This is a genomic window from Streptomyces pseudoechinosporeus, from assembly GCF_054783935.1.
The window spans coordinates 1-25,809 of the sequence record NZ_BAAGPS010000084.1; the positions used below are offsets into that span (position 1 = coordinate 1).

Below are 25,809 nucleotides of genomic sequence, written 5' to 3' on the forward strand. Positions count from 1 at the left end.
AGGCGGCGCATAGGGCGCGATCGGCGCAATCACTCCGGAGCCGTGTGCGCAGGTTCGAATCCTGCCGGGGGCACCCTTTCTGAGGTGCCTAAAGACCCCGTCATCAGCGGAAACGCTATGTGCGGGGTCTTCGCGTATGCGCAGCCAGTTGCCGCCGGATGCAGCTCCATGACAGTGATCACGTTGTAATGACGTGTTGATCTTGAGGCGCTTCGCAGCAGGTCAACGGACATTTACTGAGGCGCGCGCTGCGCGTTCTCGCCGCTCAACGCACCGCGTCAGTGCTTGGTCGTGAGGCCGCCGGAATGACTGCAACGTGCTCATGGAGGCACTCAGTCTCTGGCCTGAGTCAGCCAATCGCGTCGTATCGTCCCCAGCCATGGAGATAGGCGACCTGCCTGGGTGGGCAGCTCTGGCGGTATCGATCGTTTCGGTGATCATCAGCTACCGGCTCGGCGTCCGTTCTGCTCGGGCATCGGAGCAGTCAGCTGAGGCATCGCAGGTGTCTGCACGGGAGGCACGACGTTCGTCGGATGCTGCCGAGCGGTCAGCAAGCGCGGCGGAGGGCTCACTCGCTCTTCAGCGGCAGGAAGCTGAAGAGCGGCAAAGAGCGGCAGAGCCACAGGTGGAGTTGCGAGTCGAGCGCACGGGAGGCGGCAGTCGCTTGCGTCTTCGCAACGTTGGTGGAGCCGTGGCAACGGGAGTGACGATTCACGATGCCCCGGGCATCAGCACCCAAGATCGAGCGTTCAACTTCCGAGCCGGGATCAGCAACGTGGAACTCGCTCCTGGAGAGGCACGCGAGTTCTTGATCTATCGGACGGGAAGCCCGCGCATGCCGACGCACCTTTGGGTCACATGGCAAGGGCAGGAAGAGCGGGTCGCACTCGCGGTTCCGGCGTGACGATGAAGTCCAGCAGTCCCGCTCACGAGTCCATTGCCCTTGGGATGACCTGAGATAGGACCTTCGCGTAACCGATCCGAGAATGACGAAGCCCCGGATCGCTCCGGGGCGTTCGCGTGAGGACCGTGTGGGCCCGTTTCACTCTTCGGTGTCGTCCTCCTCCCCCAGACCCTTCAGGATCCGGTCATTCATCTCTTGCTCCTGGCCGTCGATGCACTTCGCGTAGATCTTCAGCAGGACGTCGACCGAGTGACCGGCACGAGCAGCTACCTCCGGCGCGGGCACGCCAGAGTTGAGCCACTGGGAGACGCCCGCGTGCCTGAGGTCGTACGGCCGGAAGGCCAGGACCGAGGAGACCTGTTCTGGCAGGAGCGCCAGCTCCCGTGCCTGCTTCCATGCGCGCGAGTACGACGACGCGGCTATGACGTTGCCCCGTTCGCTGGCAAAGAGCCGACCGTCCTTCGCTGTGCCGAACTCCTTCAGGTGCTCACGGAGCAGCCGCACCAGCGGGGGCGGAATCGGCACGGTGCGCACCTCCCCCTCCGCCCGCTGCTTCAGCCCGCGGCGGTCGTGCGCCTCCCCTGAGTCGGTCCACGCCTTCCCCGCCGTCGGACGCGTCTCGGCCAGCTCGATGCGACCCCAGCCATTCGCCGGAAGCACACAGTCAGAGCGCCGCAGGCCCAGCGCCTCACCGGGTCGCATGGCCGCGTAGTACAAGCACCCGAAGAACGCCCGCAGCCGTCGACCACTGGCCCGCTCGTAGCCGCCCACGTACGTCACGGCCGCCAGCAGCTCCCGGGCCTGCCGAGGGTTGACCACTACTCGGCGGTCGACCTCTTGCACTGCTCGCTTGCCACGCTTACGGCGTACCCGGCTCAGCGGGTTGGACGGCAACAGCTCCAACTCCACTGCGTAGTCAAGCGCGTTAAAGACGACTGCTCGACGCCGCCGGTACGTCTGCGTGGCTGCAGGCTTGCCGTCCAGCTTCCGCCCGAGACCGTCGATCAGCTCATGAACCCGAGTGATCTCCTGCAACTCCGCCACCGGCAGCGACGCCCTTTCGATCCAGCGCAGCGCCGAAGCGATCTCCTCAGACCGCTCCCGCTCCCGGCGAGGCGGAGGCAGCACATACGAGCGCAACGCCCTCCGCACGATCTCCGGCGTTGGTCGTCCCCGTACCGGCTTGATCAGTACGGGGACGACCGTCGCCAACGAGTCGGTCATGCTGTCCCGCTGCTTCGCGGACGCCTCCGCCCACCGGGCATCGATGTACTTGAGCGCCAGCTCCAGGAACGACAGAGCCGCCTTGCCGCCGCGCAGCGAGTCGGGCAGACCGGTGACCGTGTCGAAGGGCTCGCCCTTGTCGACGGCCCGTAGCAGCTTGGCCCGGAAGCGATCGGCCAGCGCTTTGGTCTTGTACGACTCGCTGAACGCCTGGCCATCGACGACCCAACGAACGAGGTAGGTGGGCTTCTTGGTTGTCTTGTTGACCGTGAGCTTCCATACGGAGACCTTGTACGACTTCACGACGCGGCCCCCTCCGCACGCTCCTTCAACCAGTCGTTGAGCACGTCACGGCGGACCCGTAACTCACCATTCGGCAACCGGATGCACGCCGGTGCGATGCGCAGCTCCCGCCAGCGGTAGAAGGTGCGCCGGGAGATTCCGCCCAGCTCTTCGAGCACCTGCCGCACGGTGAGCAGTTCGGCCGACTTCTCACGTGCCATGAAGACCACCGCCTTCCCGCACGGAGGCAGCAAGGAGCGCGGCCTCCGGCGAGTAGCCCCGCCCGGCGTAGCGCCACTGGCCGACCGTCACGGTCGAGCGGTCAGCCAGGCCAAGGGCCTTCCGCTGTTCCTCCGCGCGATGTTCGGCACGGGCCTCACGAAGTGCGGTCAGCGTGGTGGAGTAACGGCGCGACTTGGTAGAGAAGTGACCGCCGTAGCCGAGCATGTGCGCCCAGCGCCGCAGCCCGAGCGGCTCGAACGGAGGCAGGCCGCCGAGCCACCAACAGGTACCGATCATGCGGAGCACATGGGCCCGTACGGGCAGCATCACCAGCTCCCGTGCCTGGTGGATCCGGCCGTCCACCGCACCGGCGGACTCGGCGCCCTTGGTCGCATACTTGGCGACGTAGCCCGCCACGGCCGCCGAGGTCAGCTGCTCCCCCGCACCGAACGCCGCGATGGGCCGGACGTCGACCTGTTCGCCGAAGAACAACACGCGCCGGCCGATCACGTCCGCGCCGGGAGCGACGAGCCGAACCCGGCCGACGGCCCCTCGTACCGCATCAGCGAGGAGGGCAGCTGTCGCCCAGCCGGGCGGGGACGAAGCCGGTCCGTCCGGTCCGTCGAGGCGGAGCACGGCATGGAAGTGGACCAGGCCCCGCCTCTGGTACTCGGCCACCTTCGCGTACGACAGCCGAGCCACGTCCACGAATTCAGCACGGGACAGCCCAGCGCACCGCGCGATCTCCCGGCGCAGCTCCAGACTGAACCGGTGCCAGAGCTGACCGGCGTACGCCTGCCAGAGCACGGATCCGGCGTAGTCGTAGCAGCGCGGGCACAGCGGCTCGCCGAGGCGAGGCTCAACCTCGGTATGCCGCTCATGACAACCGACCGGCACCCCGTGCGGGCAGCACTGCCCCGCCTTCCGGGGACGACAAGCCCGTACACGCCCGTCGCGTTCACGGCGGGTGTGGACCGGGCCGAAGCCAGGAGCCGTGAGGGTGGCGAACACCCGAGGGTGACCGCTCACCCCCTCGGTGGTGCCCTTGCCGCCGACGAGGCCGGCCCGGATGAGCTGATAGGTGTCCGCCCGATACAGGCGGGAGCAGGTCGGGCAGACCGTCTCCCGCCGGTTGCCGCAGGCGGTCAGGAGGCGACCGCCGTAGACGTCCGACCCGTACGAGAACAGTGCCTCGCCCGTGGTCGTGTCGACGACGGTTTCGCCACCTACCAGGTGAATCGGGTTGGTGCAGCCGCCGAGGCGGACGATGTTGCGCCGCCAGGCCGCGAACTCCGGCTCCGATGCCCTGGTGACCAAGGCGGCAACGCTCTTCGGCAGGGGCGCGGTCATCGCCGACCACCGCCCCCGAACGCCTGCCACATCACTGCGGCAATCGCCTCCGGTCGGGTCTTGGCGCTGAACCGGAGTGTCGGGTCTGTGAGCCAGAGTGCTGCGGCGTGTGCCGGACACAAGTGCCGCTCGAAGCCGTCGAGCCCGACGAGGACGATCTGTTCCCGTCCTGTGCAGGCCGACCGTTCGGAGTCGGTGCCCCTCAGTTCGCACTCGGGCGGAAGAGATTTGCGCGAACGATGCGCGGTGGACAAAGTGTGAATGCTCCTTTCACTGCTCATGTGGCGGATGGAGTGGGTTCCTGACGGGGTCGGGTTTGGCGACTTCGCGCCCCGTCGGGAGCCCGTCATACGGGCGATCACTGCCGCTCCTCGGGCGGTATCGCGATCACGCTGTACGCGATCGGTCCGAAGCCGCGGCGTGCGTCGTAGTAGCCCTCGCCGATGTCCTCCACAGGGACGCCGAGCGGTGTGGCGACATGCTCCGCGCCCTCCTTGCGAGCGGCAGGGTCGGAGGCGTCGATGAAGATGCCGAACGACGCGTTGCGCGGTACGGGGACATCGGGGTTGGCGGAGAGGAAATCCACCAGCTCACGGAGACCGGCGATGAACGCGGCACGGTCACCGGAGCGGATGACGTACGCGGGCATGGCTCACCCCTTCCTTTCGTTGATCGGGTCGATTCAGAAGCGGAGTTGACCGAGGAAGCCACTCACGCCGTCGAGGAACGCCTGAACCACCGGCGCAGCCACGGTCGTTGAGAGCAGGAAGCCGAAGGCTCCGCAGAGCAGCACGTCGGGCAAGCGCAGGTAGCGGATGCGCAACAGAAACCAGATCAGGAGGCCGAGCAACAGCACGGCCGACATGGACACCAGCACGGCGGCTCCCTCTCACTTCGCTGCGGCGAGCAGTTCGGGCAGGACCGGGGTCAGGTGCGCGTACTCGGCCGCGATGGCTTCCGCGTCGGCCTCGGTGACCAGGTGGGAGCGAGCGCGTTCCCAGCCGTCACCGGAGGCCAGGACCGCAGTACCGGCCTGTTCCGGTGTGATGGCTTGCGCCGCCTTGAGTGCGTCGGGGTTGAGGTCGCCGAGTGCCATCTCTGCGGTACCGGGATCGGCCACCCGGTGGCACACTCGCCCACCGAGTTGGGCCCGCAGAGCCGTGACTCCCGGCCCCAGATCGGAGCCGACCCGCTGGCCGGCCACGACGAGGAACACCCCGAGCGCCGCGCCGAGTTGGGCCAGTCGGATCAGCGCCGTACCGGCCGCCTGCGCTTCGTCCTTCTCATTCCGGCTCGCGACGAGGAATAGTTCCGCGATCTCGTCGACGATCACGACGACGGGGACCGGACGTTCCTTCTCGGAAAGGCCCCAGATGTTGCGTACGTGAGCCGCCCGACAGACGGTCATACGGTCGAGCGTCAGGTCTACGAGCGCCGCCAGGAGCTTGACCGCCTGTTCACGGTTGGTCGCCAGCGCGGACAACCGGGGCTCGTAGAGCGACAGTTCCATGCCGCCCTTGCAGTCGATCCCGACCAGCGCGACCGGTTGCGGAGCCAGGCCCGCAACGAGCGCGTTGATCAGCGTCGACTTGCCGGAGCGAGTGGCACCGACGATCAGCCAGTGCGGCACGCGGCGCAGGTCGACCACCCATGCGGCACCGGTCTCCAGCGCACCCACCGCGACCCGGAGTAGATGACCGGGCCCGCGTTGCTTCGGTACCTGAGGAGCTGCCAACGGATCCGTCACCGATGCAGCGATCCGCACGGTTCCCGGCTTCCAGGAGGTCACCCGCACCGCGTGGACCTGCCAGTCCTCCGCCATGGCGGGCGCCGCCTTGACGAAGTCCTCCGGCACCTGCCCCGGCAACAGCCGGACCAGTAACCAGAATCCGCCGACGGTTGGCCGTATGAGCCCGCGCCGAGGGACGCGCGGCTGAGGCGGGGGTGCCCCGTTGCCGATGAGCCCGGACACCACAGTCAGCGCCGGTCGACGGCTCACGGCGAGCCCACACCCGGCCATCAACGGCCGCCAGGTGTACGTCACCCGCAAGGCCACAGCCGGGAAGCCGAGTAACAGCCACCAGGCCACGGGGTAGCGGCGGCGCAGGGCCGGGCCCGCGATAAGCAGGCCCGACGCCAGCACTGTGGCCACCAGCAGAACCCAACTCGGCCAGGTCGCCCCGGCCGAAGGGGTGGAGGCCAGGATCATCACTGCCCGGCCCCCTTCCCAGCCGAAGCCGGAGCGTTCAGGGGCCGGATCTCCGCAGCACGGAAGGCGATCCCGTGCCGCCCGTCGTTCTCCCACGGGGTGGCGACCAGGTCCCGCACGGCCACCGGCATACCGAGCTGCACGCCGCTCGGCTCCCCGGCCACACTGACGTTCACCACGTCCGCCGACGCCCCAGCCATCAGGCAGAGGCCGACTTGGTACATGGTCTTTCCCGTCTCACGGTCAACGCGAAGCTGACCGGTCTCACGATTCGCGACCCGCGGAGTCGGGGGCACTGCGCAGATGATCCCCGTGAACTTCGCGGTGTCGATCGGAAGGCTTGCCACTGTCTGTACTCCTCGTCTCTGGCACCCGAAGGCCAATCCTTCGGGTTGCTAGACCACCCGTAGTACGGGTGCCGAATCCAGAGTGCGACCCGTAGTACGGGTTGTCAACCGTCTTGTGATGGGGGACGCTGTCCAAGAAGTTGGTCAACTTGGCCAGCACCTTGGACAGCCGCGAGGCGAACCGGCCTTGGAGGGCCCTGCATGCCGCCGAAGAACACGCAGCCGAAGTACCGGCAAATTGCCGACTACCTGCGCGAGGGCATCCTGAACGGCACCTTCCCCGCCGGCCAACCGCTCCCGTCCGAGGAGGCGTTGGCAAAGCAGTTCGGCGTGACGCGCCCCACAGTCCGTCAGGGCCTCACAGAGCTACGGGCGTCAGGTCTGGTCGAGGCAATCATGGGCAGGGGCACTTTCGCCCGCTCACCCCAGAGCCGCCCGAGCCTCACGCGCCCGCGCGGCGTACGCCTGGCACCCGACGGCCGATACGTGGAGGCCGACGGCATCCGATGGGAGGACGCCGAGCCCTCCGTAGCAACCCGCACGGACGCTCCGCTGGCCCTGGCGGACCTACTCCGCATCCCGCCGGGCGAGCCGATGTTCACGTACGACGCCTTGCAGACGGCTGACCACGGCCGCCTCCGCCAACTCCACCGCACGTACGTGCCGTTCTCGGTCCTGGTCGACACCAAGTACGAGGAGGAGGCACCGCCACCGGCGCCAGAGCTCTACGGGGCGCTCGCGGACCTCGGCCACGAACTCCACTTCACGGAGTACGTCCGCACCCGCATGCCGCTCCCGGACCAGGCCCAAGCTCTCCGACTACCGGACGGGGTTCCGCTCCTGCACGTGCTCCGTGTGACGCTCAATGGAACGGACAAGCCGCTGGCCCTTGAGGAGTTCCACCTCCCTGGCGACGACTTGGAACTCTCGTTCAGGCTGTAGCCGGATACCAGAGCAGACCCCCGGTTGGCTCAGACTTTCTCCACGTCATCAAGACGCCGCGCACGGCGCGGCGTGGCCCGCCTCAGCGGGCGGGCCGCTCTGTCTTCGCCAGCGGCCCGCCCGCAGTCGGGCCACCATGGCCGAGCGGCGCTCTTTCGTGAGGAACCCCTGTCCGGCACGCTGAAGTCATGGGGGCATCAACAGTGCGTGCATCATTCCGCGTCAGCTTCACCGACTACGTGCCGGACCCGAATGACGCCGACTGTCTGCACCGCTCGATGACGATTCCGGCCGACCAGATCACGTTCGAGGACGATCATCTTGTGCTCTGGCTCGCAGGCTCCGAGATCGCTCGGTTCGCGCTGAACATGATCGTAGCTGTCAAGGTCGAGCACATCCCGAGAAATGGTCGGCGAGAGGACCCCGAGGAGCTCCGCGCCCGCTACCCCAACTTCGGTCAGCCTTGGACCGCCGAGGAGGAGGCGAGGCTACTCACCCTGTACCGGGAAGGGGAGCACGATTTCGACGTGCTCAGCGCGGAGTTCGGACGTCAGCCCAGTGCAATCCGCTCCCGGCTCGGCAAGCTAGGGCTAGAGCAGCTGTGATGTGGCTGGGGCGGTCGGCTCCACGACTTTAGCCAGCCACTTTGGCGCGAGCCTCGAAGATCATGGCCCCAACGTCGTGCTTTAACGGGCAGGTCCACAGACTGCCCGACTCGCCGGAAGCTTACGGGGCCATGATCACTCGCGCCAAAGCAGCCCCCGGCCAAAGTCGCTCCGCCGACCGCGCGGCCCCCCTGCAGGCCGTTAAGGGCGTGAGCCGAGGGTTTGATTTCAGACAGAATGAGGCTACTACGGTCCGTAACTGGCACTGCGAAAAATCAAGCAGTCCTTGATTCTTAACAACTCCGCTTGATGGAGTGTGCCCGCCCGAGCACGCTCGCTGCCACTCTCCGTTAAGGCGTCAAGTGGACTTGCATCCGAGAGTGATCGGGGCGAAGTCACAGACGCCCCAGACCTAGGCATTCCGTTGCTACGGTCCCCATCAGTCAGGTGCCCACCCAAGCCGCGCAGGCTTCCCGGCGAGAGCGGCAGGGTGGGCAATAAGCCCCGTAGAGAGGCTCAAGCATGAGTGTCACCCCTCCCCCATGGAGGCTGTCAAACCCCGGCTGGAAACCGTGGGTGATCACGGTTGTGATAGTCGTCGTGATCACATGGAGCGCAGCGGCTGACGTAGTGAGCGTGTACGCCGATGTTCTCGCCCTGACGACCGTTCTCTTCGCGGGGTCGGTACAGCAGCGGAGTACAGCAACCACGCCGACCGTCAGCGAACGCCCTGGATCCTCAAAGGCTGACTGACCAGGCCCGCAGACCTAAGCGACCTTCCCGCCCGTAGTTCGCATCGAGGCGCAGAGCGCCGCAGGGCCTCCAGCGTCCCCCGGAGAGCTAGTCCCGGGGGACGCTGATCCCAGTCGCCGGCGCCTGACGCACCGATTGAGACTCCGCCGACCCGTCGTTCCTCGACCTATTACTCCAGAAAGCTCAGGGAGTGCATGGTCAAATAGACCTCACCATCAACATATTCTGGATCAATATCAGATTCTTCTTCGCTTCCCTCGAAATTCTCCATATCTTCCGGGAGCCAATCCTCCATCAAGGCAGCTGCGTTCGGCCACTTGTGCTCCCAAAGGTCGCCATGTCGCAGAATGTACTGAATTCCGTGATGAATCAGATCTGGGTCCACATCGTCAGGGTCACGAGAGTACCGATCCAGCAGGTCATCAAACATTTCATCAGCCTGTCGGCATAGGTCTGCCAGAATCTTATCTTCTACGAATTCAGCTAGGTCCATGGCATGGCTAGCCGCTACGAAGAGACCGAAGTCACCACGATCCCTATTAAACAACGAAGTGAGACCTTCCAGTCGCACCGATTCATGAAGTTCCTTAATTCTCCGATTGGCAGATCCGTGGGTGGTTCGAATCAGCGCAATCACGTCGCCACTCGTAGCCCGGTAGACGAATCCCGGTGGGTTCAGCTTGCCCACTGCCCAATCCTCAATTTTCGGGACGCGCATTGAACCGGCGAGATCCAGGCAAAGCGCAACTCTCCCAGCCCTAGAGTGCGTGGTGGTCCCATCACGTTCCAGTGTGGCCAATGCGGCTTTTTCGATTTCCGCCTGAAATGGGGCAAGGTTCAATTGAGCCGGCAGCCCCGAATCCACTGGCGCATCATGGTAGGACCAAAGAAGTGCCACCTGATCAAAAGAGTACGGATTCTTCAACACCCTCATGACTAGGTCGCGCTCTTCAGAAAACTTCATCAACATGAAGTCATTTACGGAAGGGTTACTAAATTCCACGTAACCCTTGACGTAATCGCCAAATAGACGGACGAGTGTCCCGTCCAGAATTTTCAAACTGGACATAAATTGCGATAGGCCGCGATTCGAGAACGCTAGGTACGCATCCCCTAGGGCTGAAAAGGTTGCCTTCCCGCCCAAGGTGAAGAGGAGATAGAGGACGTCTCGATCGCTCTCCTTCAGCTGGTGGTCAAAAACGTGCCTCCACAGCCCCATGGGGTCGTTCAGGGCTGCTACAACTTGCGCCCCGGGTTCGCCCAGATCAGGATTGAACGGAACAGAGATGAGGTCAGAGATAGCCCTGGGGTTAAAGCTTTCATGCCTAATAATCGGGCGATACACATCCGGCCGCGAGAAATCCCTCTTTGCAGACGTCGGCCATTCCGACCAGTAGACATGATTGTAGAGAATCTGGGCCTTCTCTTCCCGTCCAAGAATATCTAGATCGACGGTAAACGTGAGAGGATCGAGATCCCCTCGATCCATGCGCTCATACCTTTGCCGCGCCTGCTGAAGGACATATCCGCGAGTCGTACAGACAAACCTTTTCGTGGAATCCTTGCGGATTCGACGAATCAAGGAGAGAAGCCTACTGTCTTCATTCTTATGCAACTTATCATCTAGCGATGTCTGGCCAAGAAAATCATCGTAGATGAATATCTGCGGCTCGCCATCATGCCAGACCCGGTAGACATCTTCGACGTTTTCGGATACCTCAACAACTTCGAATCCGCGATCCGCATAATGCGCACAGATTACCTGAGCCAATGTCGTCTTACCGACGCCTGGCGGTCCCGATACTAAAACCACGTGATTCTTCTCCACGAGGTTCATCGCTTTCCGCAAATTGACACTTGGCGCATACGTGCGGAGCGTATCCTTAATGTCGTCAGCGAGATGAAGTGATCGCTGAATCACATTCTTTGAGATCATAGCCTCAAGGATCGTGGCGTCGTTGAGCCACAACCTCATATTCTTGCGAACTACTTCGGGGTTATTTTGCAAGAACGACGTGATCTCGGAGATTCCATAGATATCCCCGGTGCTTTGAATGTATGGACGAAACCCGTCGAGAATCTTCTCCTTGGCGGCCGGCGTCATCTCGACCGAGGTAGCCAAGATGTAGCGCATCGGCGTTGGGCGAATTCGATCCAACTTAGGAAGTTCGCTGGCCAACAAGTGCCCAATAAGTTTGGTGCGCCCGCTTTTCATCCAGTGCTTACATTGGATGACAATTTTCTGGTTGGGCCCAATGTAACGGAGATCGATGCCGCCGTCCGGCCCGCTTGAAAAGATCTCAAGCCTCACACCAAGTAGGCGTTCAAACATGTCTTTGCATAGACTCTCGAAGTCCAGGTCAGACAGCTTTCGCAGATCGAGCAAGTCCACGCCTCACCACCCCCAAGGTGTCCCGCGCCGTGCAGGAAGATCGTAGTCCTCGGCTACTGTTCCGAGCCGAGGAACAGACACACCCGACCCACCAGGGTCCAGGGTCAAGAGGGTTGTCTGCGCCACCGAGGGCTGCCAGTCACGTTGCCCCCATGGCCGACGCCTGAACCACATCGTCGCGCACCGCTGGGCTCCGACGGACACACTCAACTTGCAGCAGGTACTGCTCCGGCAGGTCGTCGTGGACCATCTGTGGACAGGTCCCGCTCAACCGGTCGCAGACGTGGCCCTGACCAGCAATGTTTCGTAGGACCGAAGCGCCCTCCGGAGCCGCGTGTGCATGCTCGAATTTTGCCGGTGCACCCGTGGGATTCCGTTGTCGAAACAACGATCAAGTGGGCCATGCTTCGTTGGTGACCTGCTGAACCTCTTTACAGAACATCTCGTACGCGCCGAGGTAGCTGCGCTGTTGGTCGAGCCAATGGAGGTACGACGGTGAATCCCGCGTAGCTTCAGCAGGGTTCCGGCGGAGGGCATCGAGAGCGCGGGCGGCGCTTTGGAGCCGAACCAACGCTTCAGCCGAGACGTTCACTATGCTGCCCGTCGCATACGTCATCACATGGTCAAAGTGGCCAGTGTGCACCGACAGTATGGCTTTCCGAAGCCGGTTATGCGCCTCGCCCGAGGTAGTGTCACGCATCGCTTCCGCTGACTCCTCCAGAGCGAACAGCGCCTCGCGGAGTGTCGCTTGGAAGGCTGTGCAGTTCTGCTTGAGCTCCTCTCTCCGCTGCCTACTTGAGTCGAGCTTGCTCTGCTGGAGCACCTGACTTCGAGCGCCACGCACCGTCACACCTGCCCCTATGGCAGCACCTGCCGCACTTGCGAAACCGGCCACACCCGCAGCCCACACAGCAGCAACCCCCTGGTCCATGGACAGAAGTTTGACGAGTTCATCGCCAGCTGGGTAGATCACGGGAGCTGTTGTCTCGCTGCTGATTGATCGACTTCGTGGACTCGTGGGTTCGCTCAAGCAGCCAACTGCGCACCACAAGCTTCAGACTGCTGCTTCGTGCACGCCGAGCTCGGCTGCCAGTACTCGCAGGTCTTCGGTGGGTGGCCGGCTCATGGTCAGCAGGTCGGACACGAGTTGCTTCACTACGGGCATGGCGCCGACGATCTCGGGCGAGAGGTTCTGTGCCCGCCCGTACGGCCGTCACGGCATCGGAGATCTGCCACCGTTGGGCGTGCGCGCGGCAAGCTTACGGGCCCCGATCTCTCGCCCCATGGCAGCTCCCGCCCAAAGCCGCTACACCGACCTCGTGCACGCTAGGCTCGGCAGTCGGCCACACCGAATCTGGGGGTATGCATGGGCCAAGAAATGCGGTTACTTGAGTGTCCGCAGTGCGAGGAAAAGTCCCTTTTTGGCGAATGGGTCATACTCCGCGACAGGTCACCAGACCAAGCTGGCCGCCCAGCTGACTTCAAGCTCTGGGGTTGCCTGGCGTGCGGACAACCCCAGCTCTGGAACGAGCCCGTAGATTCTGACGACTCGAACGAGCCTCAACGATTGTGGCCCCAGGTCACCGCACTTGCTCCGGGCATCCCAGCATCGATAGCGCGCGAGATGGTGGAAGCGCGTGCATGCTTCGATGCCAACCTGTACACGGCAGCTGCCGTCATGGTCCGCCGTACGCTGGAAGGCATGTGCATCGAGCAGGGCACGCAGAAGAAGGCCCTCTTCCAGGCACTCCAGGAACTCCGCGATAACGGGAAGATCGAGGGCCGCCTCTTCGACTGGGCACAGGCGTTGAGAGTGCTAGGCAACCAAGGCGCGCACTTCAGCGAGGAATCGGTGAGCCGGGAAGACGCAGCGGATGCGTTGTCTCTTGCCGAGGCTCTGTTGAACTACATCTACGTCTTCACAGCCAAGTACGAGGAATTTCAGAACCGTAGGCAGGCGTCAGCAAACTGAGTTCTGACATCCACAGCTGACATCAACGACGCCAGACAGAGGTGTACGTCAGCGTCTCTGTCCGGCTGCCGCGCCAGTCGACGGCAGTAGCCGGAGCAGACTCGGATCGAACTCCTAAAGCGGTGTTCATTCAGCAAGTGGCTCCTAGTAAGGCGCTGGAGCCTTCTAGTCACCCCTTGGGACGACATTGTCAGTCAGCCGGAGACTCCCGAAAGCAGGTTCTGGAATGTCACCGCTGAGTACGCCGAGATCAAGCCGCGCACAGCCGTAAAATACATTCCGCAGTCGAACGCTCTCTTTGTAAGCCTCAACGAAGGCTGCAGGTTCCACACCATCTTCCCTAATGAGCAGCTCTAGTTTCCAGACCGCCTCGTGCCATTTTCGAGCTGCTAATATCGTGGCCGGTTCCCCCAGTAGCAAAACGGTCTCCCACCTAGCCGTGCGTTCATTCTCCGCCTCGGCAAGAGCGCTAAGGCCATTTTGTATCTCAATCGGCTGGCTTGTCGGAACCAAGTTCCTTGCCGCAGCAATCCGGTAGCACAAACGCACGCCCAATTTCACGGCGTTGCCGTATTCGGCGTAGGCCGTGAGGCGCTTTTCGTCCCACCGGGCCGCTTGGGACCTTTTCCACCTAGAACGTTCAGTCAGGCTGGTTGCCACAAAAGAGGCAAGTACACCTACGACGACGCTCGCGATGGTCAAGATCTGTTGCGTGAGGGCACTCATCCCTGGCCGCCTCCCCTCTCCTCGGGGCAGTCTTCCCAACGCAGGACAGCCCGTATCCGTACAGTCTTCCGATGTAGCATTTCGGAAGCCAACTCCCCCCCGCCAGCAGCCGCCTTGTGGTGGCACGCGACAAGGACATAGGCGTGCCAGACGTGTTCCAGATCCTGCGGGGAACCACGGGGCACTCAGTCGCCAACCAGCCGACGTCGGCACCACAGTTGGAAAGCGTGCGCCCCCCTCTGCCAAGACGAGAAGTGGTGCGCGGCCGGCGCTGGCAGGTTGTCTGCTGGCCATCGACGAAGCCCGACCGTCGGTTAGGTCCCGGACGAGTCTCCGGGCCGCCCCCAGACAGGCCGGGGATGCAACCATTCCCTTCAGAGCTGGAACCCCCGGAAGCCGACCGCGCGCTTGAGACCGTAGCCGCAGGCACTGACAACGGACCTGCCGGTGATCCCGCCCCGCACCACAACCGCACCAGTTCGGGCGGGGAACGGCGGGGAATCACGGGGAACGCAGGCGCCGTTGATGACGCCGCAGACCAGCCGTTTGCCCAGGTCAGCGCTCAAGCCAGCCACGAATGATCGCAGCTTCCCAAGCTGCGAGCACGGGGCGATTCTCGTCACATGCTCAACGACGAAGGACCAGGTCAACAACATGGGCCGCAAAGCAACGGTGGTGCAATCGACGTCCTGCGGCTGAGTACAGGGACCACGGGCTGCGGCAAGGCATTTGGGGTGCGTCCATCGCCCGCCTGAGCCTCATGCGCCCCACCCCGTGCGGTTCTTGGGGAGGTATCCGTAGGCTGCCATTCGACGGCGGGTCCGGGCAGACTGTGCCACTCGCATCACGGGTGGTACCGAAACGGGGATGGAGGTTCGGGGTGCGCGGAGCGGTACTGGAAGGCCGCTATCGGCTGGTACAGCGTCTCGGGGCGGGCGGGATGGGGGAGGTCTGGAGGGGCGTCGATACGCGGCTCGACCGAGAGGTGGCTGTCAAGGTCATCGCCCAAGGTCCGCACGAAGATGGACAGTTAGCCGCACGCTTCCGCAAGGAGGCCCGTAGTGCGGCTCGTCTGGCCCACTCACGCATCGTGACAGTCCACGACCACGGCGAGGCCGAGGCCGATGGTCATCCACTCCTCTTCCTGGTAATGGAGCTCGTGCAAGGCCGTCCTATGTCCGCGTTCTCAACCACGGGAGAGCCGGCTATCGATGCGGTGGTGGAGTGGGGTATCCAGATCTGCGAAGGTCTCGCAGCGGCCCATCGTGCTGGTGTCGTTCATCGTGACATCAAACCAGCCAACATCATGGTGTGCGGCGAAGGGGAACTCGATGTCAAAATCTGTGACTTCGGTATCGCCCGGCTGGTAGAGGAGTCCGGGCCCGGACTGACAGGGACCGGCGCAACGATCGGCACCCCGGCGTATATGTCCCCTGAGCAGGCCCGTGGAGACCGCAGCATCGACGGGCGCAGTGACCTGTACTCGCTGGGTTGCCTTCTCTATGAGCTCCTGTCCGGAGCCCCTCCATTCGAGGGGGCCGGGTGGTCGGTGCTGGCCCAACACATCAACCGCCAACCGGATCCAGTCCGCGCCTTGCGCCCTGATGTACCGGATGACCTCGACCGACTCATCCTGCACCTTTTAGAAAAGGAGCCGCACCAGCGCCCGGCCGATGCCCAAGAGGTAATCGATCGACTGATCGGTGTGCGGTACGAACTTGGCCGTCCTCTCCCTGACGCATTGGAATTATCCCAGGCGCCTACGGCCGATGCCACTCGTGCACCGGAGTCGGCACCCTTGCGAAGAACGGCTCCAGTAACCGAGCAGGATTCCTCCAGAGCTGCGGCCGTACGAACGGTTCCGATGACTGGTCGGACAAGTGCCTGGAGCGGCCTACTCGCTGCTGGCTGCATCTACGCCCAGTTCAGCGTTCTGACCAGTTGGTCTCCTTTCTGGATATCCGCAGTGTGCGTACTGGCTTTCGTAGCAGTAGGACTGGATGCGTATATATGGGCTCCTCCCGACAGCGGTGTGCGCGAGGGCGACGCCGATGAACTCCCCATCGGTATGGCAATGCTGTGTGCGGTGCTCACGGCAGGATTTCTGCTCTTCTGGCCCCCATCGCCGTGGTGGACGGCACTATTGGCCCTCGTGCTCGTTGGCCCACTGCTGTCCCTCATCGCCGCAGCACTGCGGCGTGTCGTCGAGTCTGTGGTCCGCCGGGCGCCGTGGCAGAGCGCGGTCGGTACAGCAGCCGGTCTGCTCAACGGAGTCACACTCGCCGGATTGCTGGCCGCAGGGCGCGGTGCGACCGTCTTCGTGGCACTTCTGGCGGGCATGGTGACGTGGCTTGCTGTCGCGGTTGTGGTCACCTTCTCTCTGCCCTCAGTTGAGGGACCGGCCGCTGAGAGCTGACATTGCGGAGGCAACCCGAAGACGACCCAGGCGAGAGCTCCCTGACCCATAGGACACGGCCAAGAGGTCGCGTGCCACAACCGTGCCAGATGCAGGGGGCAGCTGCGGTCAACCAGGGTAGCCAGCGGGCGCATCCCCACCTGTTAGCTCGGCCAGTGAATCTGCAGGTCACCGGCAGATTTCCCCAGCCTCTCTCCTAAAGCGGCGCTCAGGAGAAGTCAGGGGTCGATACGTCCTACCCTCCTATCCCGAACGACAGCCCCTGATGATCATTGTTGAGTGAACGACGTATGGCGTTGACCAGTCTCACCTGCGCCAGGGCGGGTTCTTGTCGGGCCATTTCGAACTCCTCCGGACTGAGAGGGTTGCGCAGTGGGGTGCGTTCCCCTCGTTCCACCTGGTCCAGGAAGGAGTTGATGGCGCGGCCAAAATTGTCGATCTCCGTGGCGACTTCAGTGGGAGCTATCAGGCTCACACGCATCAGAGCCGCGCTCCACTCACCCCAGTCGTAGTCCCAGCCCCGTCCATCACCGTGTGCCCGCCTGAGTTCCATCGTGAACTTGGCGTAATGGCTGAACAGTTCCTGATAGGCGGCGAGTTGCTGGTCACGTATCCACTGCTGATCCTGGGCGCGGCGAGTGACAACACCGCCGACCAGCACACCCACCGTGGCTAATAGGGCACCAGCGGCCGTCGTCACCAAGCTCTCCAGCACCACGCCCCCTGCGTCCCGATGTCCTAGCGTTCGGCGAGACGATGCTACTGATCACAGAACAGCAGCGTGGCACCTCAGCCACATCGATCGATCCGCCGGACCCGGCTGTACAGCAGAGAAGTACAGCAACCACGGCAGCCAGCCCCGCCCAGTGGCGTCCGCTCCGGGCCTGTCGCGCGACTGATATGACCGACGGTGACCATTCAACATAGAACTACAGATCAGAAGGCTGCACCACCATGAGGCGACTCGGCGCAGGCCGGGCCGCTTCGGTTCCGGTCTGTGGGTACAGCCGCTGTCCAAGCGCCGCACCACAACCGCACCAGATCGAGCGGGGAACCACGGTGAAAGCGGTCGAACCCGCAAGCGCCGCAAACCGGCCGTTCGCCCAGGTCAGCGCCCGAGCCGCCCTGCAAATGATCGCAGCTTCCCAAGCTGAGAGCGCAGGCTGTCACCGTTGACCAGGTCTCGTATGCGTGGGGATGGTCGCCTCCGCCGTCCCGTCCGGGCTGCGGCGCTAGGGCGCCGGTCCCGGCCGGGCGGTCGGAGTCGACCACCCGATGCGAGACGTTTAGCAACATGCCGAAGCCCTGCGCGTCGGTTGCCGTATCGGAGGCGGCCGGCGCACAGGGCCAGAGTCCGGTCCGCCGCAGGAGGGGAGCCTCTGTCGACCCCATCGGACCGGAGTTGAGGGCAGCGACTTCAGGCCGTCGGAACGTCCCTGTGTTCGTCTTCGTGGGTGACCGTCCCATCCGCCATCTCCGCGGCCAGTCCCGAGGCGATCAACTCAGCTAGCAGCGCCGCCGCCTCCGGCCTGATCGAGCCGAGACGCACCAGGCCGTCACCGAAGACGTTCACGTCGGCGCTGAGGCCGGGAAAGTCCGACTCCAGGCCGAGCGCAGTCAGTTGTCGCGCCAGCGATTCAGCACCGCGGCGAGCGCGAAACCAACCCCGAACGTAAGGCACACCGGGCGCCAGGTTCTCGGCCCGCTTTGCCACCACTCCTCGCCGATCCGTCACGTCTTCTTCACCTCTTAGCTCTCTCGTAAGTCCGTCGGTCCGCTGCTCGCACAGTCCGCACCCTGCGGGCAGGACAGCGCGCGTTTCAGCAGCTCCGCCAACCGCTCCGCTGTCTCCGGTGACACACGTCCGAGTTCGATCAGCCCATGGCCAAACGCGTTCAAGTCCGCCCGCAGATAGGGGAAGTCCTTCTCCATGCCTGCCGCCGTCAGTACGTCGCGAAGCACGCTCGTTGCACCGCGCGCGGCGTACCACCCTTCGCTTTCAAGCGGCGACCATCGGGCCGTGTCGTGGCGCTCCTCGCCCTCACCGTTCATCGGCCGCCGCACCTTCCAGGACGTCCGCCGCCGCTGCCTCCGGGTTCGGGTACTGCTCGCCGTAGTGATCAATCCGTTCCAGCAGCTCGGCAGCGGCCACGAGCATGAACGCCAGCGCGACCGGGCGCAGTGGGTCAGCCTCCGGGCGACGCACCGGGGCATGAAGCCATTGGTAGCGGTCGCCGGACATAGGCATGGGACCCGGCACGACGACGAACGCGTCCTTGCTCAGGTACTTGTACGGAGGCGGGTTCTCGCTTGCCCTGGTCAGGAAGCGGACGAAGCGCTCACGCAATTGGGAGTTGAGGAAGAAGCCGACTCGTTGGGCCGCGTGGTCGACCATGACCGGGCCGAGCGGCATGTCTCGGCGTACGAGTTGGTCGAAGGTCTCCAAGCCAGTGCGGTAGTCGAGCACCACCACGTCGAAGAGACGCCCCGTCGGCAGCATGCAGGGCGCACGCGGATCGTCCGCCCAGCGCGCCCTGCACATCTCCGGATCGTCAGCGGCAGCAGACAGCCACTCAACGCCTCTCCTGGTCATCCTCTGCACGTCATCTCACCTCGGTCGGGATGCGCCGACGACCTCTTTGCCGTCGCAGATCCAGACTCGGCCCATGGCCCCTGAGCTGGGCAGATGACGAGTGGTGACAGGGGATGACGTGGTCCGTGTCCATGTGTCATCCCCCGTCACCCTCCAAGTAGGACGGGCAACTTCGGCTACGGCTCGTACGCGACGCCTGGCAGCGCGTACATTCGACGTGGGACTGGCTTGTTGCCCGACACACGAGAGGGAAAGAAGAGGCACGTTTCCGATGCAGCCGATCGGCGTCCGCTTACGTGAAGCCCGTACCTCCCGAGGGTGGAGTCAACTGCGCCTCGTACGCGAGTTGCGTCAGGCCGCCGAACGGCGTGGGCACCAGCTCCCGGCGGACGCCAGCGTGAAGCGGCGTATAGCCAGTTGGGAGAACGGCCACAGCGTCCCCGACGATTTCTACGGGCCGCTTCTCGGCGATGCCCTCGGAATGAGCGCCGCGGAACTCGGGCTGAACTATGCCAACGGCGAGGACTTGGCCCTCTTGGAAGCCGGGTACCCCGCGAGTCCGGATGCCGCGATCGAGACCGTCGGTCGGTTATGGCGTGCCGATCTCAATGGCTATGAGCCGTTGTTCGAGGCCCAGCCATCAGAACCTGCCTGGAACGAAGCCTCGTTACGGTGGCTCGTCGCTCCCGAGCCGTCGTTCCCCAGCGCACCGCAGGACGACCGTACACACGTCGGGCTCGCCGATGTGGCCACGGTCAAGACGACCGCCGACATGTTCGCGCAGCTCGACGACCAGTTCGGAGGGGATCACGCACGGCTCGCCGTGATCCAATACCTCAGCCGTGACGTTGCGCCGCTGCTGAACGGCAGATACACCGAGGCAGTCGGACGGGCCCTGTTCTCCACCGCCGCTGAGGCAACGCTCCTCGCCGGATGGATGTCATACGACACCTGCCATCACGGTCTCGCTCAGCGGTACTTCCTTCAAGCTCTCCGACTCGCCCAGGACGCCAACGACCGCCGCCTTGCTGGAAGCATCCTGTCCGCGATGAGCCACCAGGCCACGTTCCTTGGCCGCTATACGCAGGCCGCCACGCTCGCCCGAGCAGCGCTCATGGGCATCTCACCGGTGGCCACGCCGACTCTGCGCGCGCAGTTCCACGCCATGGAGGCCCGCGCGCTGGCCCGTACCGGCGACACCCGCGCGTGTGAACTCGCCCTCGCCGCAGCGGCACATGCCCTGGAGAGCCGGAACAGCGACGACGAGCCCGAGTGGATCACCTACTTCGACGAAGCGGAACTCGCTGCCGAGGCCGCCCACTGCTTCCGTGATGTCAACAGCGCCCGTCAGTCTGTCGCCCACGCGTCGAATGCCGTGAGTGGCGACCATGTCCGGAGCGACTTTTTCGCGACGATGGTTCTCGCCGACGCTCACCTACGCGCGGGTGATCTGGAAGAAGCCTGCCGCGTGGCGCTTGACGCGCTGGATCTCGGCGAACAGCTCAAGTCCGCACGATGTGTGAGCTACCTCGCTGACTTCCGTCAGCACCTCTCACGGACCGGAGACAGCAGCGTCGTACGCGATTTCCAGGAGCAAGCCGAAGAACACAGGTTGTGGATCGCAGCCGACTCGGCCAACAACCGCTGACGCCCTCTCAGAACGGTTTCCACTCCTTGCGGCCGACACCGGTACGCAGCGACCGCACACGCCGAGCGAACTCCTCGGCGGACTTCTCACTCGTCGCGACCTGGTGTCCGACCCAGATGACCATCATCAACTCACGCAGATCAGCGAGCACTTCGTAGCCCGGCCAGTTCAGCAGGTCGAAGCCGTAGCGGTGCACGAACTCCCTGTACTCCGCCCGCGTATGCCAGCCGTACCGCTCGTAGAACATGGCCGTCAGGATCAGGTCCCATTCGCGAGGAGCCAGCGCGAAGCCGTCGAGGTCGATCAGAACGGCGTGGCCGTCCCGGTGACGGAGCACGTTGCCTATGTTCGCGTCCCCATGGATCATGCCGAAGGGAAGGACGAAGTCGAGTCGGTCGTAGTCCTTGTTGAGCTTCCCGGCCCGCTCCTCCAGGAACGTGCGGTCGTCCTCCGTGACGCCGTCCATCTGCCGCAGCGACGCCCACAGCTTCGCGAAGGGATCGAAGTACGGCAGCCGCAGAGACTCCGGCTCTTCGAGCCAGTGCAGACGGCGAAGCAGGTCGGCCAGCTCACCCACCGTCCCGAACTCCTCATGCTCCTGCACACTGTCCCAGAACGTCACGACCCTGCCGCCGACCACCAGCGGTTGCATGACCCCGGCCGGCACCCGAGTAGCCGGAAGGTCCTCCACCTCCAGCCACCGCGCCACCCGCACGGCCCGTTCCATCTCCTCCAGAACATCGGGGTCGCGGGCAACCCGGACGATGACCGGCGACGCCGATAAGCGGTACACGGCGTTGGAGCCGAGCCGCAGCAACTCGGCACCGTCCGAATCCAGTTGGACCGTCGCGCACGCCTCACGCAGGACCACCCCGAGGCTTTCCGCTGTGAACTCCGTGCCGCCGTCCTGGTCCCCGCCGCTGCCCGAGATCATGCCTTCGACCATACGGCGCCACCCCGCCGCTCGACAGGCCGCCCACGTAATAGGGGCGTAATGATCTTGCCCAGTGGGCCCCATCGCGCCCACTCCCCGCAGGTCAGAGCACCAAAAGACGAACGGCCTCATCCGGGCTCCGGAGCCGTGTGCGCAGGTTCGAATCCTGCCGGGGGCACCCTTTCTGAGGTGCCTAAAGACCCCGTGACCAGCGAGTTCGCTGTGTGCGGGGTCTTTGCGTGTGTGCAGCCGTATGCAGCCCTGAGCGGCCCTATGTCGGCGTCCGTGGACTATTCGTGGACACGATCTTGAGGCATCGTCCCTGGTCAGCCCCAGGAACGGCGAAGGCCCCCGGACGAATCCGGGGGCCTGAAGCCTAGCGCGGCTCACGCGCTACTCACGCGAGGTCACTCGTACTCGCGCAGCAACTCTTCGATCTTGCGGTTGGCGATCTCCTGTCGGCCATCGATGCACTTCGCGTAGCGGCTCAGCAGGACCTCGACACTGTTCCCCGCACGCTCGGCAACCTCGGTCGCGTCAACGCCTGAGTTGAGCCAGGTCGACAGCGCCGAGTGCCGCAGGTCGTACGGCCGGGCAGCAAGCGGCGAGGCGAAAACGGCCGGCGGGAGTGCCAGCGCGCGAGCCTCCTGCCAGACGCGGTAGTACGTCGATGAGCCGACCACTCCCCCGCGCTCGTTGGTGAACAGCCGCCCGTCCTTCGCAGCGCCGAAGGTGTCGAGGTGGTCCCGGAGGATCGCCACGAGCTGGGGCGGGATCGGTACGGGCCGGACCTCTTCGACGGGCCGGTTCTTGAGCCCGCGATCGTCGTGCGTTTCGCCGGAGTCGGTCCAGCGCTTGCCGACGCTGGGGCGAGTGCGGTTCAGCAGAGCGGTTCCCCAACCCGTTTCCGGCAGCTTCAGGTCCGCCTCTTTGAGGCCCACAGCCTCAGCCGGGCGAAAGGCGCCGTAGTACATGCAGGCGAACAGACCGACCAGTCGACGGCCACGCGCACGGCCATATCCGCCGACGTATGAAATCGCAGCCAGCAGAGCACGAGCCTGTTCGGGATTGGCCACGACTCGGGGATCTACTTCCTTGACCACCTTCGGTTTCTTCCAGCGAACCGCAGTGATCGGATTCTCTTTGAATTCCCCGAGATCCACCGCATAGTGCATCGCATTGACCAGCGTCCGCCGCTTACGCCGTACGGTTTCCGCCGCAGCCGCGGTTCCGTCGAGCTTGAGTTTCAAGGAGTCGAGAACGGCGCGGCCGAGTGCTGCATCAGTGAGATCTGAGAGCGGGCGCGACGCCTTGGCCACCCAGTGCAGCGTGTTCGCGATCTCTGTCGGCAACTCGCGGTCATCGGGGCCAGGGAGGACAAAGGCCCAGTTGCGAAGCGCCTTCCTGAGCAGGTTGTCGGCTGGCCGTCCGGGACGGTCGTCGAGGAGAGCCACCGTGACAGCGGTCAATGCCTCGTTGATCCCGTCGCGCGTGTTCGGCGCAGCGTGCGGCCACTTCATGGCGAGGTACTTCAGCGCGAACGCGTACCACGTCATGGAGGGCGCCTTTTCGACCATCGAGTCAGGCAGCCCGGTCGCCGTGTCGAATTCCTCGCCATCGCGCATTGCACGAAGCAGCTTGGAACGGTAGTTGTCAGCAAGTCCCTTGGTGCGGAATTGCTCGGAGCACACGTTCCCGGCAACGATCCACCTGACGTCATAGGACGGTTTCTTGGTGTTCCTCTTCCGAACGCCCCAGACCTTCACGTCGAGTGACTTCATGCCGCTGCCCTCTCTCGACTGTTCAGCCACGCCGTGAAGTCGCTCCGCCACACCCGCAGTTCACCATTGGGCAACTTGAAAGCCTGAGGAGCCTGCCCCAATTCGCGCCAGCGGTAGAAGGTCCGGCGTGAGACTCCCTTGAGCTCAGCAAGGATTTCCGGAACGGTCATCAACTCGTCTTTCACGCCGGTTCTCCTTCCAGGGCGGCGAGTTCTTCGCGGGCGGTCTCGCGGTTGAGCTGGAGGTCGCGGGCGATGGTGGCGGCGAGGGCGGATTCGCCGGGGGTGTGGCCGTGTCCGGCGTACTGCCAGTCGGCGAGGACCAGGACGGTGTCCGGCTCGCGGTCCTCCAGGCTGAGGGCTTCGCGCTCCTGCGCGGCGCGGAAGTCGGCGCGGGCCTGGCGCAGTTCGCCGAGGGTGGTCGAGTAGCGGCGGGACTTGGAGGAGAAGTGGCCGCGGAAACCGAGCATGTGAGCCCAGGCCCAGAGGCGCCGGTCCGGATACAGGGGGTCGAGTTCCTTGCAGGCCTTGATGAGGCGGCGGGTGTGGTCGGGGACCTGGTGGCGGTCGAGCTCCGCGAGTTCACCGATGCGGCGATCTAGCGTGCCGGTGTTCTCGGCAGCCTTGGTGGCGTACTTGGCGACGTATGAGGCAACGGCCTGTTCGGTGATGTCGGAGCCGTCGCCGAAGGCCTTGACCGGCCGGACGTCGAGCTGGGTGCCCCACCGAAAGGTACGAGCAGGCTGGTCATCGGCGGCCGGGACCGAGACCGAGGTGTACGAGTGCGCGGCAGCGGCGCGGACGGCGTCGGCGAGGAGGTCGACCGTCGCCCAGGACGGCGGCGGGGTGTCGGGTCCCTCGGGGCCGTCGATGCGGATCACGGCGTGGAAGTGCAGGGCGCCGCGCTTTTGGAACTCGGCGACCTTGCCGTACGACAGCCGGGCGCATTCCTTCAGTTCCCGCTGGGTCAGGTGTGCGCGGGCGGCGATCTCGCGGCGGAGCCGGTTGGTGAAGCGCTGCCACAGCTGCCCGGCATGGTTGTTGAACAGGACGGCGCCCGCGTAGTCGTACGTGGCCGCATCGAGCGCCGTGCCGAGCATGGGATCGTCGGCGGCGTGGCGGGTGCCGCAGCGGCAGGTGCCACGGTCGGGCCGGTTATGGACCGGGCCGAAGGACGGGGCGGTGAGGGTGGCAAAGACGCGCGGGTGATCGCGGACGGTGGCGGGGATGTCCCGGCGGTCGTCTCCGGCGAGCCCTGCGCGGATGAGGTGGTAGGTGTCGCCCGCGTACGTCCAGGCGCAGGACGGGCAGCGCGAGGCGCGGCGGTTACCGCACGCGACACGGAGCCGTCCGCCCGGCTCGTTCTCGGTGGAGTAGTGGTGCAGGGTCTCGCCGGTCGTCTTGTCCCTGGTGAGGGTCCAGCCGGTGAGGTGGATCGGGTCGGCGCAGCCGCCGGTGCGGCGGATCTGCTCGTGCCAGCGGTCGTAGTCGGAGGCCGAAGCCACCCTCAGCAGGTCGCCGAGGGTGGTCGGGTCGAGCAGCGTGTCAGGCACGGGCGCCCTCCCGGATACGGGCGGTGCGGGCGAATCCGGTGCCCTTGCAGGCCGGACAGTCGGCGGTGACGGTGCGCAGGTGGCCGTGCCGGTCGCGGCCGCCGGAGGTGATGGCGGCGGAGGCGAAGCCGTCGCAGTGGGGGCAGATACGGCGCGGCGGTGTGGTGCGGTCGGTCATGCTGGGGGTTCCTTCCGGATCTGTGGTTCGGACAGGGGCACGGCTCCCGGGCGGCGGATGCTTGGCGGTATCGAGGCCGCCCGGGGGCCGGTCAGCGACGGTGGGCGTCGGTGTTGACGAGTGAGCGGATGACCAGCGCGCAGATGGCGAGCGAGGCGCCGGTGATGGCGACCGCCAGGAGCATGGAGACGAGGACGGCGCCGACGACCAGGACCACGGCCGTGCCGCCACCGACGACGGCGACCACGGCGCCGGGGGTGAGCTGGATGGTGGGTCGGGTGGGTGCCGGGGCGACGGGCGCGGGTGGCGGGGTGTGCTGGACGACGGCGGGCGGGGTGACGATGCCGGTCGGCATCGGGTTGGTGGGGACCTTGGGGCGAAGCATGGTGGAACTCCCTTCTGTGGCGGGTTACTTGACGGTGGAGTCGATGAGCGGGGCGAACACGCTGTCTGCGAGGAGGTAGCCGCCGAGCAGCAGCACGGCGATGAGCCACCAGGGCGGGCGGATGAGCTTGACGCCGAGGTAGCCGACGACGAGCAGGGCGAGCCAGAGCGGGACGTCCATGGGGGTCTCCTCAGCGGACCTTGCAGCGGTGGGTGCGGGCGGCGAGCTGGGCGGCGGAGGGGCTGGAGTAGTCGGCGGACCAGCCGCAGCGGTCGGCGGTGCACACGGCGGCGTGTTTGGTCTGGCCGTTGCGGTCGCGGTGGGTGCCGATCTGCACCGGTCCGATCCGCATCACGGAGTGGAAGTGGTCGCGGGCAGGCAATGACGGTGGATC

27 protein-coding genes are annotated in these 25,809 nt (G+C 64.8%); 5 read left to right on the forward strand and 22 right to left on the reverse strand.

What is annotated here, in order from left to right; genetic code table 11:
- Window positions 1-1,042: 1,042 nt before the first annotated feature.
- The 7 genes from ACYVO6_RS45105 to ACYVO6_RS45135 form a co-directional block, all read right to left on the reverse strand.
- Entirely contained in the window at window positions 1,043-2,431 is a 1,389-nt protein-coding gene (locus tag ACYVO6_RS45105) for a tyrosine-type recombinase/integrase (protein ID WP_461072085.1), read from the reverse strand.
- Entirely contained in the window at window positions 2,428-2,631 is a 204-nt protein-coding gene (locus ACYVO6_RS45110; protein WP_461072087.1) for a helix-turn-helix transcriptional regulator, read from the reverse strand. Before ACYVO6_RS45110 ends, ACYVO6_RS45105 begins: the two co-directional genes overlap by 4 nt.
- Complete coding sequence (locus ACYVO6_RS45115; protein ID WP_461072089.1) at window positions 2,621-3,982, reverse strand: replication initiator; 1,362 nt, start codon at window positions 3,980-3,982, stop codon at window positions 2,621-2,623. Before ACYVO6_RS45115 ends, ACYVO6_RS45110 begins: the two co-directional genes overlap by 11 nt.
- A gap of 358 nt (window positions 3,983-4,340) precedes the next feature.
- Window positions 4,341-4,631 (reverse strand): hypothetical protein, encoded by a 291-nt coding sequence (locus tag ACYVO6_RS45120; protein WP_461072091.1) that lies wholly within the window; start codon window positions 4,629-4,631, stop codon window positions 4,341-4,343.
- 33 nt (window positions 4,632-4,664) lie between these two features.
- Window positions 4,665-4,859, reverse strand: coding sequence for a hypothetical protein (locus ACYVO6_RS45125; protein ID WP_151478111.1), 195 nt, complete (start codon window positions 4,857-4,859; stop codon window positions 4,665-4,667).
- 12 nt (window positions 4,860-4,871) lie between these two features.
- On the reverse strand, window positions 4,872-6,191 hold the full coding sequence (locus ACYVO6_RS45130) for an FtsK/SpoIIIE domain-containing protein (protein WP_461072093.1): 1,320 nt from the start codon (window positions 6,189-6,191) through the stop codon (window positions 4,872-4,874).
- Window positions 6,191-6,538 (reverse strand): SCO3933 family regulatory protein, encoded by a 348-nt coding sequence (locus ACYVO6_RS45135; protein WP_461072095.1) that lies wholly within the window; start codon window positions 6,536-6,538, stop codon window positions 6,191-6,193. Before ACYVO6_RS45135 ends, ACYVO6_RS45130 begins: the two co-directional genes overlap by 1 nt.
- A 201-nt stretch (window positions 6,539-6,739) precedes the next feature.
- Here ACYVO6_RS45135 and ACYVO6_RS45140 point away from each other — a divergent pair, with 201 nt between their 5' ends.
- Window positions 6,740-7,480, forward strand: coding sequence for a GntR family transcriptional regulator (locus ACYVO6_RS45140; protein WP_461072097.1), 741 nt, complete (start codon window positions 6,740-6,742; stop codon window positions 7,478-7,480).
- A 188-nt stretch (window positions 7,481-7,668) separates the two neighbouring features.
- On the forward strand, window positions 7,669-8,085 hold the full coding sequence (locus tag ACYVO6_RS45145; protein WP_461072099.1) for an SANT/Myb-like DNA-binding domain-containing protein: 417 nt from the start codon (window positions 7,669-7,671) through the stop codon (window positions 8,083-8,085).
- Between the two features lie 922 nt (window positions 8,086-9,007).
- Here ACYVO6_RS45145 and ACYVO6_RS45150 read toward each other — a convergent pair.
- Together ACYVO6_RS45150 and ACYVO6_RS45155 are read right to left on the reverse strand one after the other, a co-directional pair.
- Window positions 9,008-11,230 (reverse strand): nSTAND3 domain-containing NTPase, encoded by a 2,223-nt coding sequence (locus ACYVO6_RS45150; RefSeq protein ID WP_461072101.1) that lies wholly within the window; start codon window positions 11,228-11,230, stop codon window positions 9,008-9,010.
- Between the two features lie 391 nt (window positions 11,231-11,621).
- On the reverse strand, window positions 11,622-12,203 hold the full coding sequence (locus tag ACYVO6_RS45155; protein ID WP_461072102.1) for a hypothetical protein: 582 nt from the start codon (window positions 12,201-12,203) through the stop codon (window positions 11,622-11,624).
- Between the two features lie 651 nt (window positions 12,204-12,854).
- Between ACYVO6_RS45155 and ACYVO6_RS45160 the strand changes: the two genes are divergently transcribed.
- On the forward strand, window positions 12,855-13,202 hold the full coding sequence (locus tag ACYVO6_RS45160; protein WP_388188131.1) for a DUF4145 domain-containing protein: 348 nt from the start codon (window positions 12,855-12,857) through the stop codon (window positions 13,200-13,202).
- 165 nt (window positions 13,203-13,367) lie between these two features.
- Here ACYVO6_RS45160 and ACYVO6_RS45165 read toward each other — a convergent pair whose 3' ends face one another.
- The gene (locus tag ACYVO6_RS45165; protein ID WP_461072105.1) at window positions 13,368-13,904 is read right to left on the reverse strand and encodes a hypothetical protein; all 537 of its coding nucleotides are present in this window, start codon (window positions 13,902-13,904) and stop codon (window positions 13,368-13,370) included.
- 904 nt (window positions 13,905-14,808) lie between these two features.
- Between ACYVO6_RS45165 and ACYVO6_RS45170 the strand changes: the two genes are divergently transcribed.
- The gene (locus ACYVO6_RS45170; protein ID WP_461072107.1) at window positions 14,809-16,344 is read left to right on the forward strand and encodes a serine/threonine-protein kinase; all 1,536 of its coding nucleotides are present in this window, start codon (window positions 14,809-14,811) and stop codon (window positions 16,342-16,344) included.
- Between the two features lie 235 nt (window positions 16,345-16,579).
- Here the strand turns inward: ACYVO6_RS45170 and ACYVO6_RS45175 are convergent, their stop codons facing one another.
- The 4 genes from ACYVO6_RS45175 to ACYVO6_RS45190 all read right to left on the reverse strand — a co-directional run bounded on the left by ACYVO6_RS45175 (window position 16,580) and on the right by ACYVO6_RS45190 (window position 18,937).
- Window positions 16,580-17,062, reverse strand: a complete 483-nt coding sequence (locus ACYVO6_RS45175) for a hypothetical protein (RefSeq protein ID WP_461072109.1) — start codon at window positions 17,060-17,062, stop codon at window positions 16,580-16,582.
- Window positions 17,063-17,761: 699 nt separating this feature from the next.
- On the reverse strand, window positions 17,762-18,058 hold the full coding sequence (locus tag ACYVO6_RS45180) for a hypothetical protein (RefSeq protein ID WP_461072111.1): 297 nt from the start codon (window positions 18,056-18,058) through the stop codon (window positions 17,762-17,764).
- 35 nt (window positions 18,059-18,093) lie between these two features.
- Window positions 18,094-18,396, reverse strand: a complete 303-nt coding sequence (locus ACYVO6_RS45185) for a hypothetical protein (RefSeq protein ID WP_461072113.1) — start codon at window positions 18,394-18,396, stop codon at window positions 18,094-18,096.
- Complete coding sequence (locus tag ACYVO6_RS45190) at window positions 18,386-18,937, reverse strand: bifunctional DNA primase/polymerase (protein ID WP_461072115.1); 552 nt, start codon at window positions 18,935-18,937, stop codon at window positions 18,386-18,388. Before ACYVO6_RS45190 ends, ACYVO6_RS45185 begins: the two co-directional genes overlap by 11 nt.
- 397 nt (window positions 18,938-19,334) lie before the next feature.
- Here ACYVO6_RS45190 and ACYVO6_RS45195 point away from each other — a divergent pair, with 397 nt between their 5' ends.
- Window positions 19,335-20,585 carry a hypothetical protein gene (locus ACYVO6_RS45195; protein ID WP_461072165.1) on the forward strand — a complete coding sequence of 417 codons (1,251 nt, stop codon included), beginning with the start codon at window positions 19,335-19,337 and terminating at the stop codon, window positions 20,583-20,585.
- 7 nt (window positions 20,586-20,592) lie between these two features.
- On the opposite strand, the gene ACYVO6_RS45200 is transcribed toward ACYVO6_RS45195, so the two are convergent.
- From ACYVO6_RS45200 to ACYVO6_RS45235, 8 genes are all read right to left on the reverse strand, one after another.
- Window positions 20,593-21,519: a phosphotransferase family protein gene (locus ACYVO6_RS45200; protein WP_461072117.1), complete on the reverse strand. Its 927-nt coding sequence runs from the start codon at window positions 21,517-21,519 to the stop codon at window positions 20,593-20,595.
- A gap of 407 nt (window positions 21,520-21,926) precedes the next feature.
- Window positions 21,927-23,300 (reverse strand): tyrosine-type recombinase/integrase, encoded by a 1,374-nt coding sequence (locus tag ACYVO6_RS45205; RefSeq protein WP_461072119.1) that lies wholly within the window; start codon window positions 23,298-23,300, stop codon window positions 21,927-21,929.
- On the reverse strand, window positions 23,297-23,470 hold the full coding sequence (locus tag ACYVO6_RS45210; protein WP_450499728.1) for a helix-turn-helix transcriptional regulator: 174 nt from the start codon (window positions 23,468-23,470) through the stop codon (window positions 23,297-23,299). The genes ACYVO6_RS45205 and ACYVO6_RS45210 overlap by 4 nt, the downstream gene beginning before the upstream one ends.
- A gap of 11 nt (window positions 23,471-23,481) precedes the next feature.
- Window positions 23,482-24,852 (reverse strand): replication initiator protein RepSA, encoded by a 1,371-nt coding sequence (gene repSA, locus ACYVO6_RS45215; protein WP_461072121.1) that lies wholly within the window; start codon window positions 24,850-24,852, stop codon window positions 23,482-23,484.
- Window positions 24,845-25,030: a hypothetical protein gene (locus tag ACYVO6_RS45220; protein ID WP_461072123.1), complete on the reverse strand. Its 186-nt coding sequence runs from the start codon at window positions 25,028-25,030 to the stop codon at window positions 24,845-24,847. The genes repSA and ACYVO6_RS45220 overlap by 8 nt, the downstream gene beginning before the upstream one ends.
- Before the next feature lie 91 nt (window positions 25,031-25,121).
- Complete coding sequence (locus ACYVO6_RS45225; RefSeq protein WP_461072125.1) at window positions 25,122-25,415, reverse strand: SpdD-like protein; 294 nt, start codon at window positions 25,413-25,415, stop codon at window positions 25,122-25,124.
- 24 nt (window positions 25,416-25,439) lie between these two features.
- Window positions 25,440-25,595, reverse strand: coding sequence for a hypothetical protein (locus tag ACYVO6_RS45230; RefSeq protein WP_095751310.1), 156 nt, complete (start codon window positions 25,593-25,595; stop codon window positions 25,440-25,442).
- A gap of 10 nt (window positions 25,596-25,605) precedes the next feature.
- A complete protein-coding gene (locus ACYVO6_RS45235) occupies window positions 25,606-25,797 on the reverse strand; it encodes a mobile element transfer protein (RefSeq protein WP_461072127.1) in 192 nt (63 codons plus the stop codon).
- Window positions 25,798-25,809: the final 12 nt, after the last annotated feature.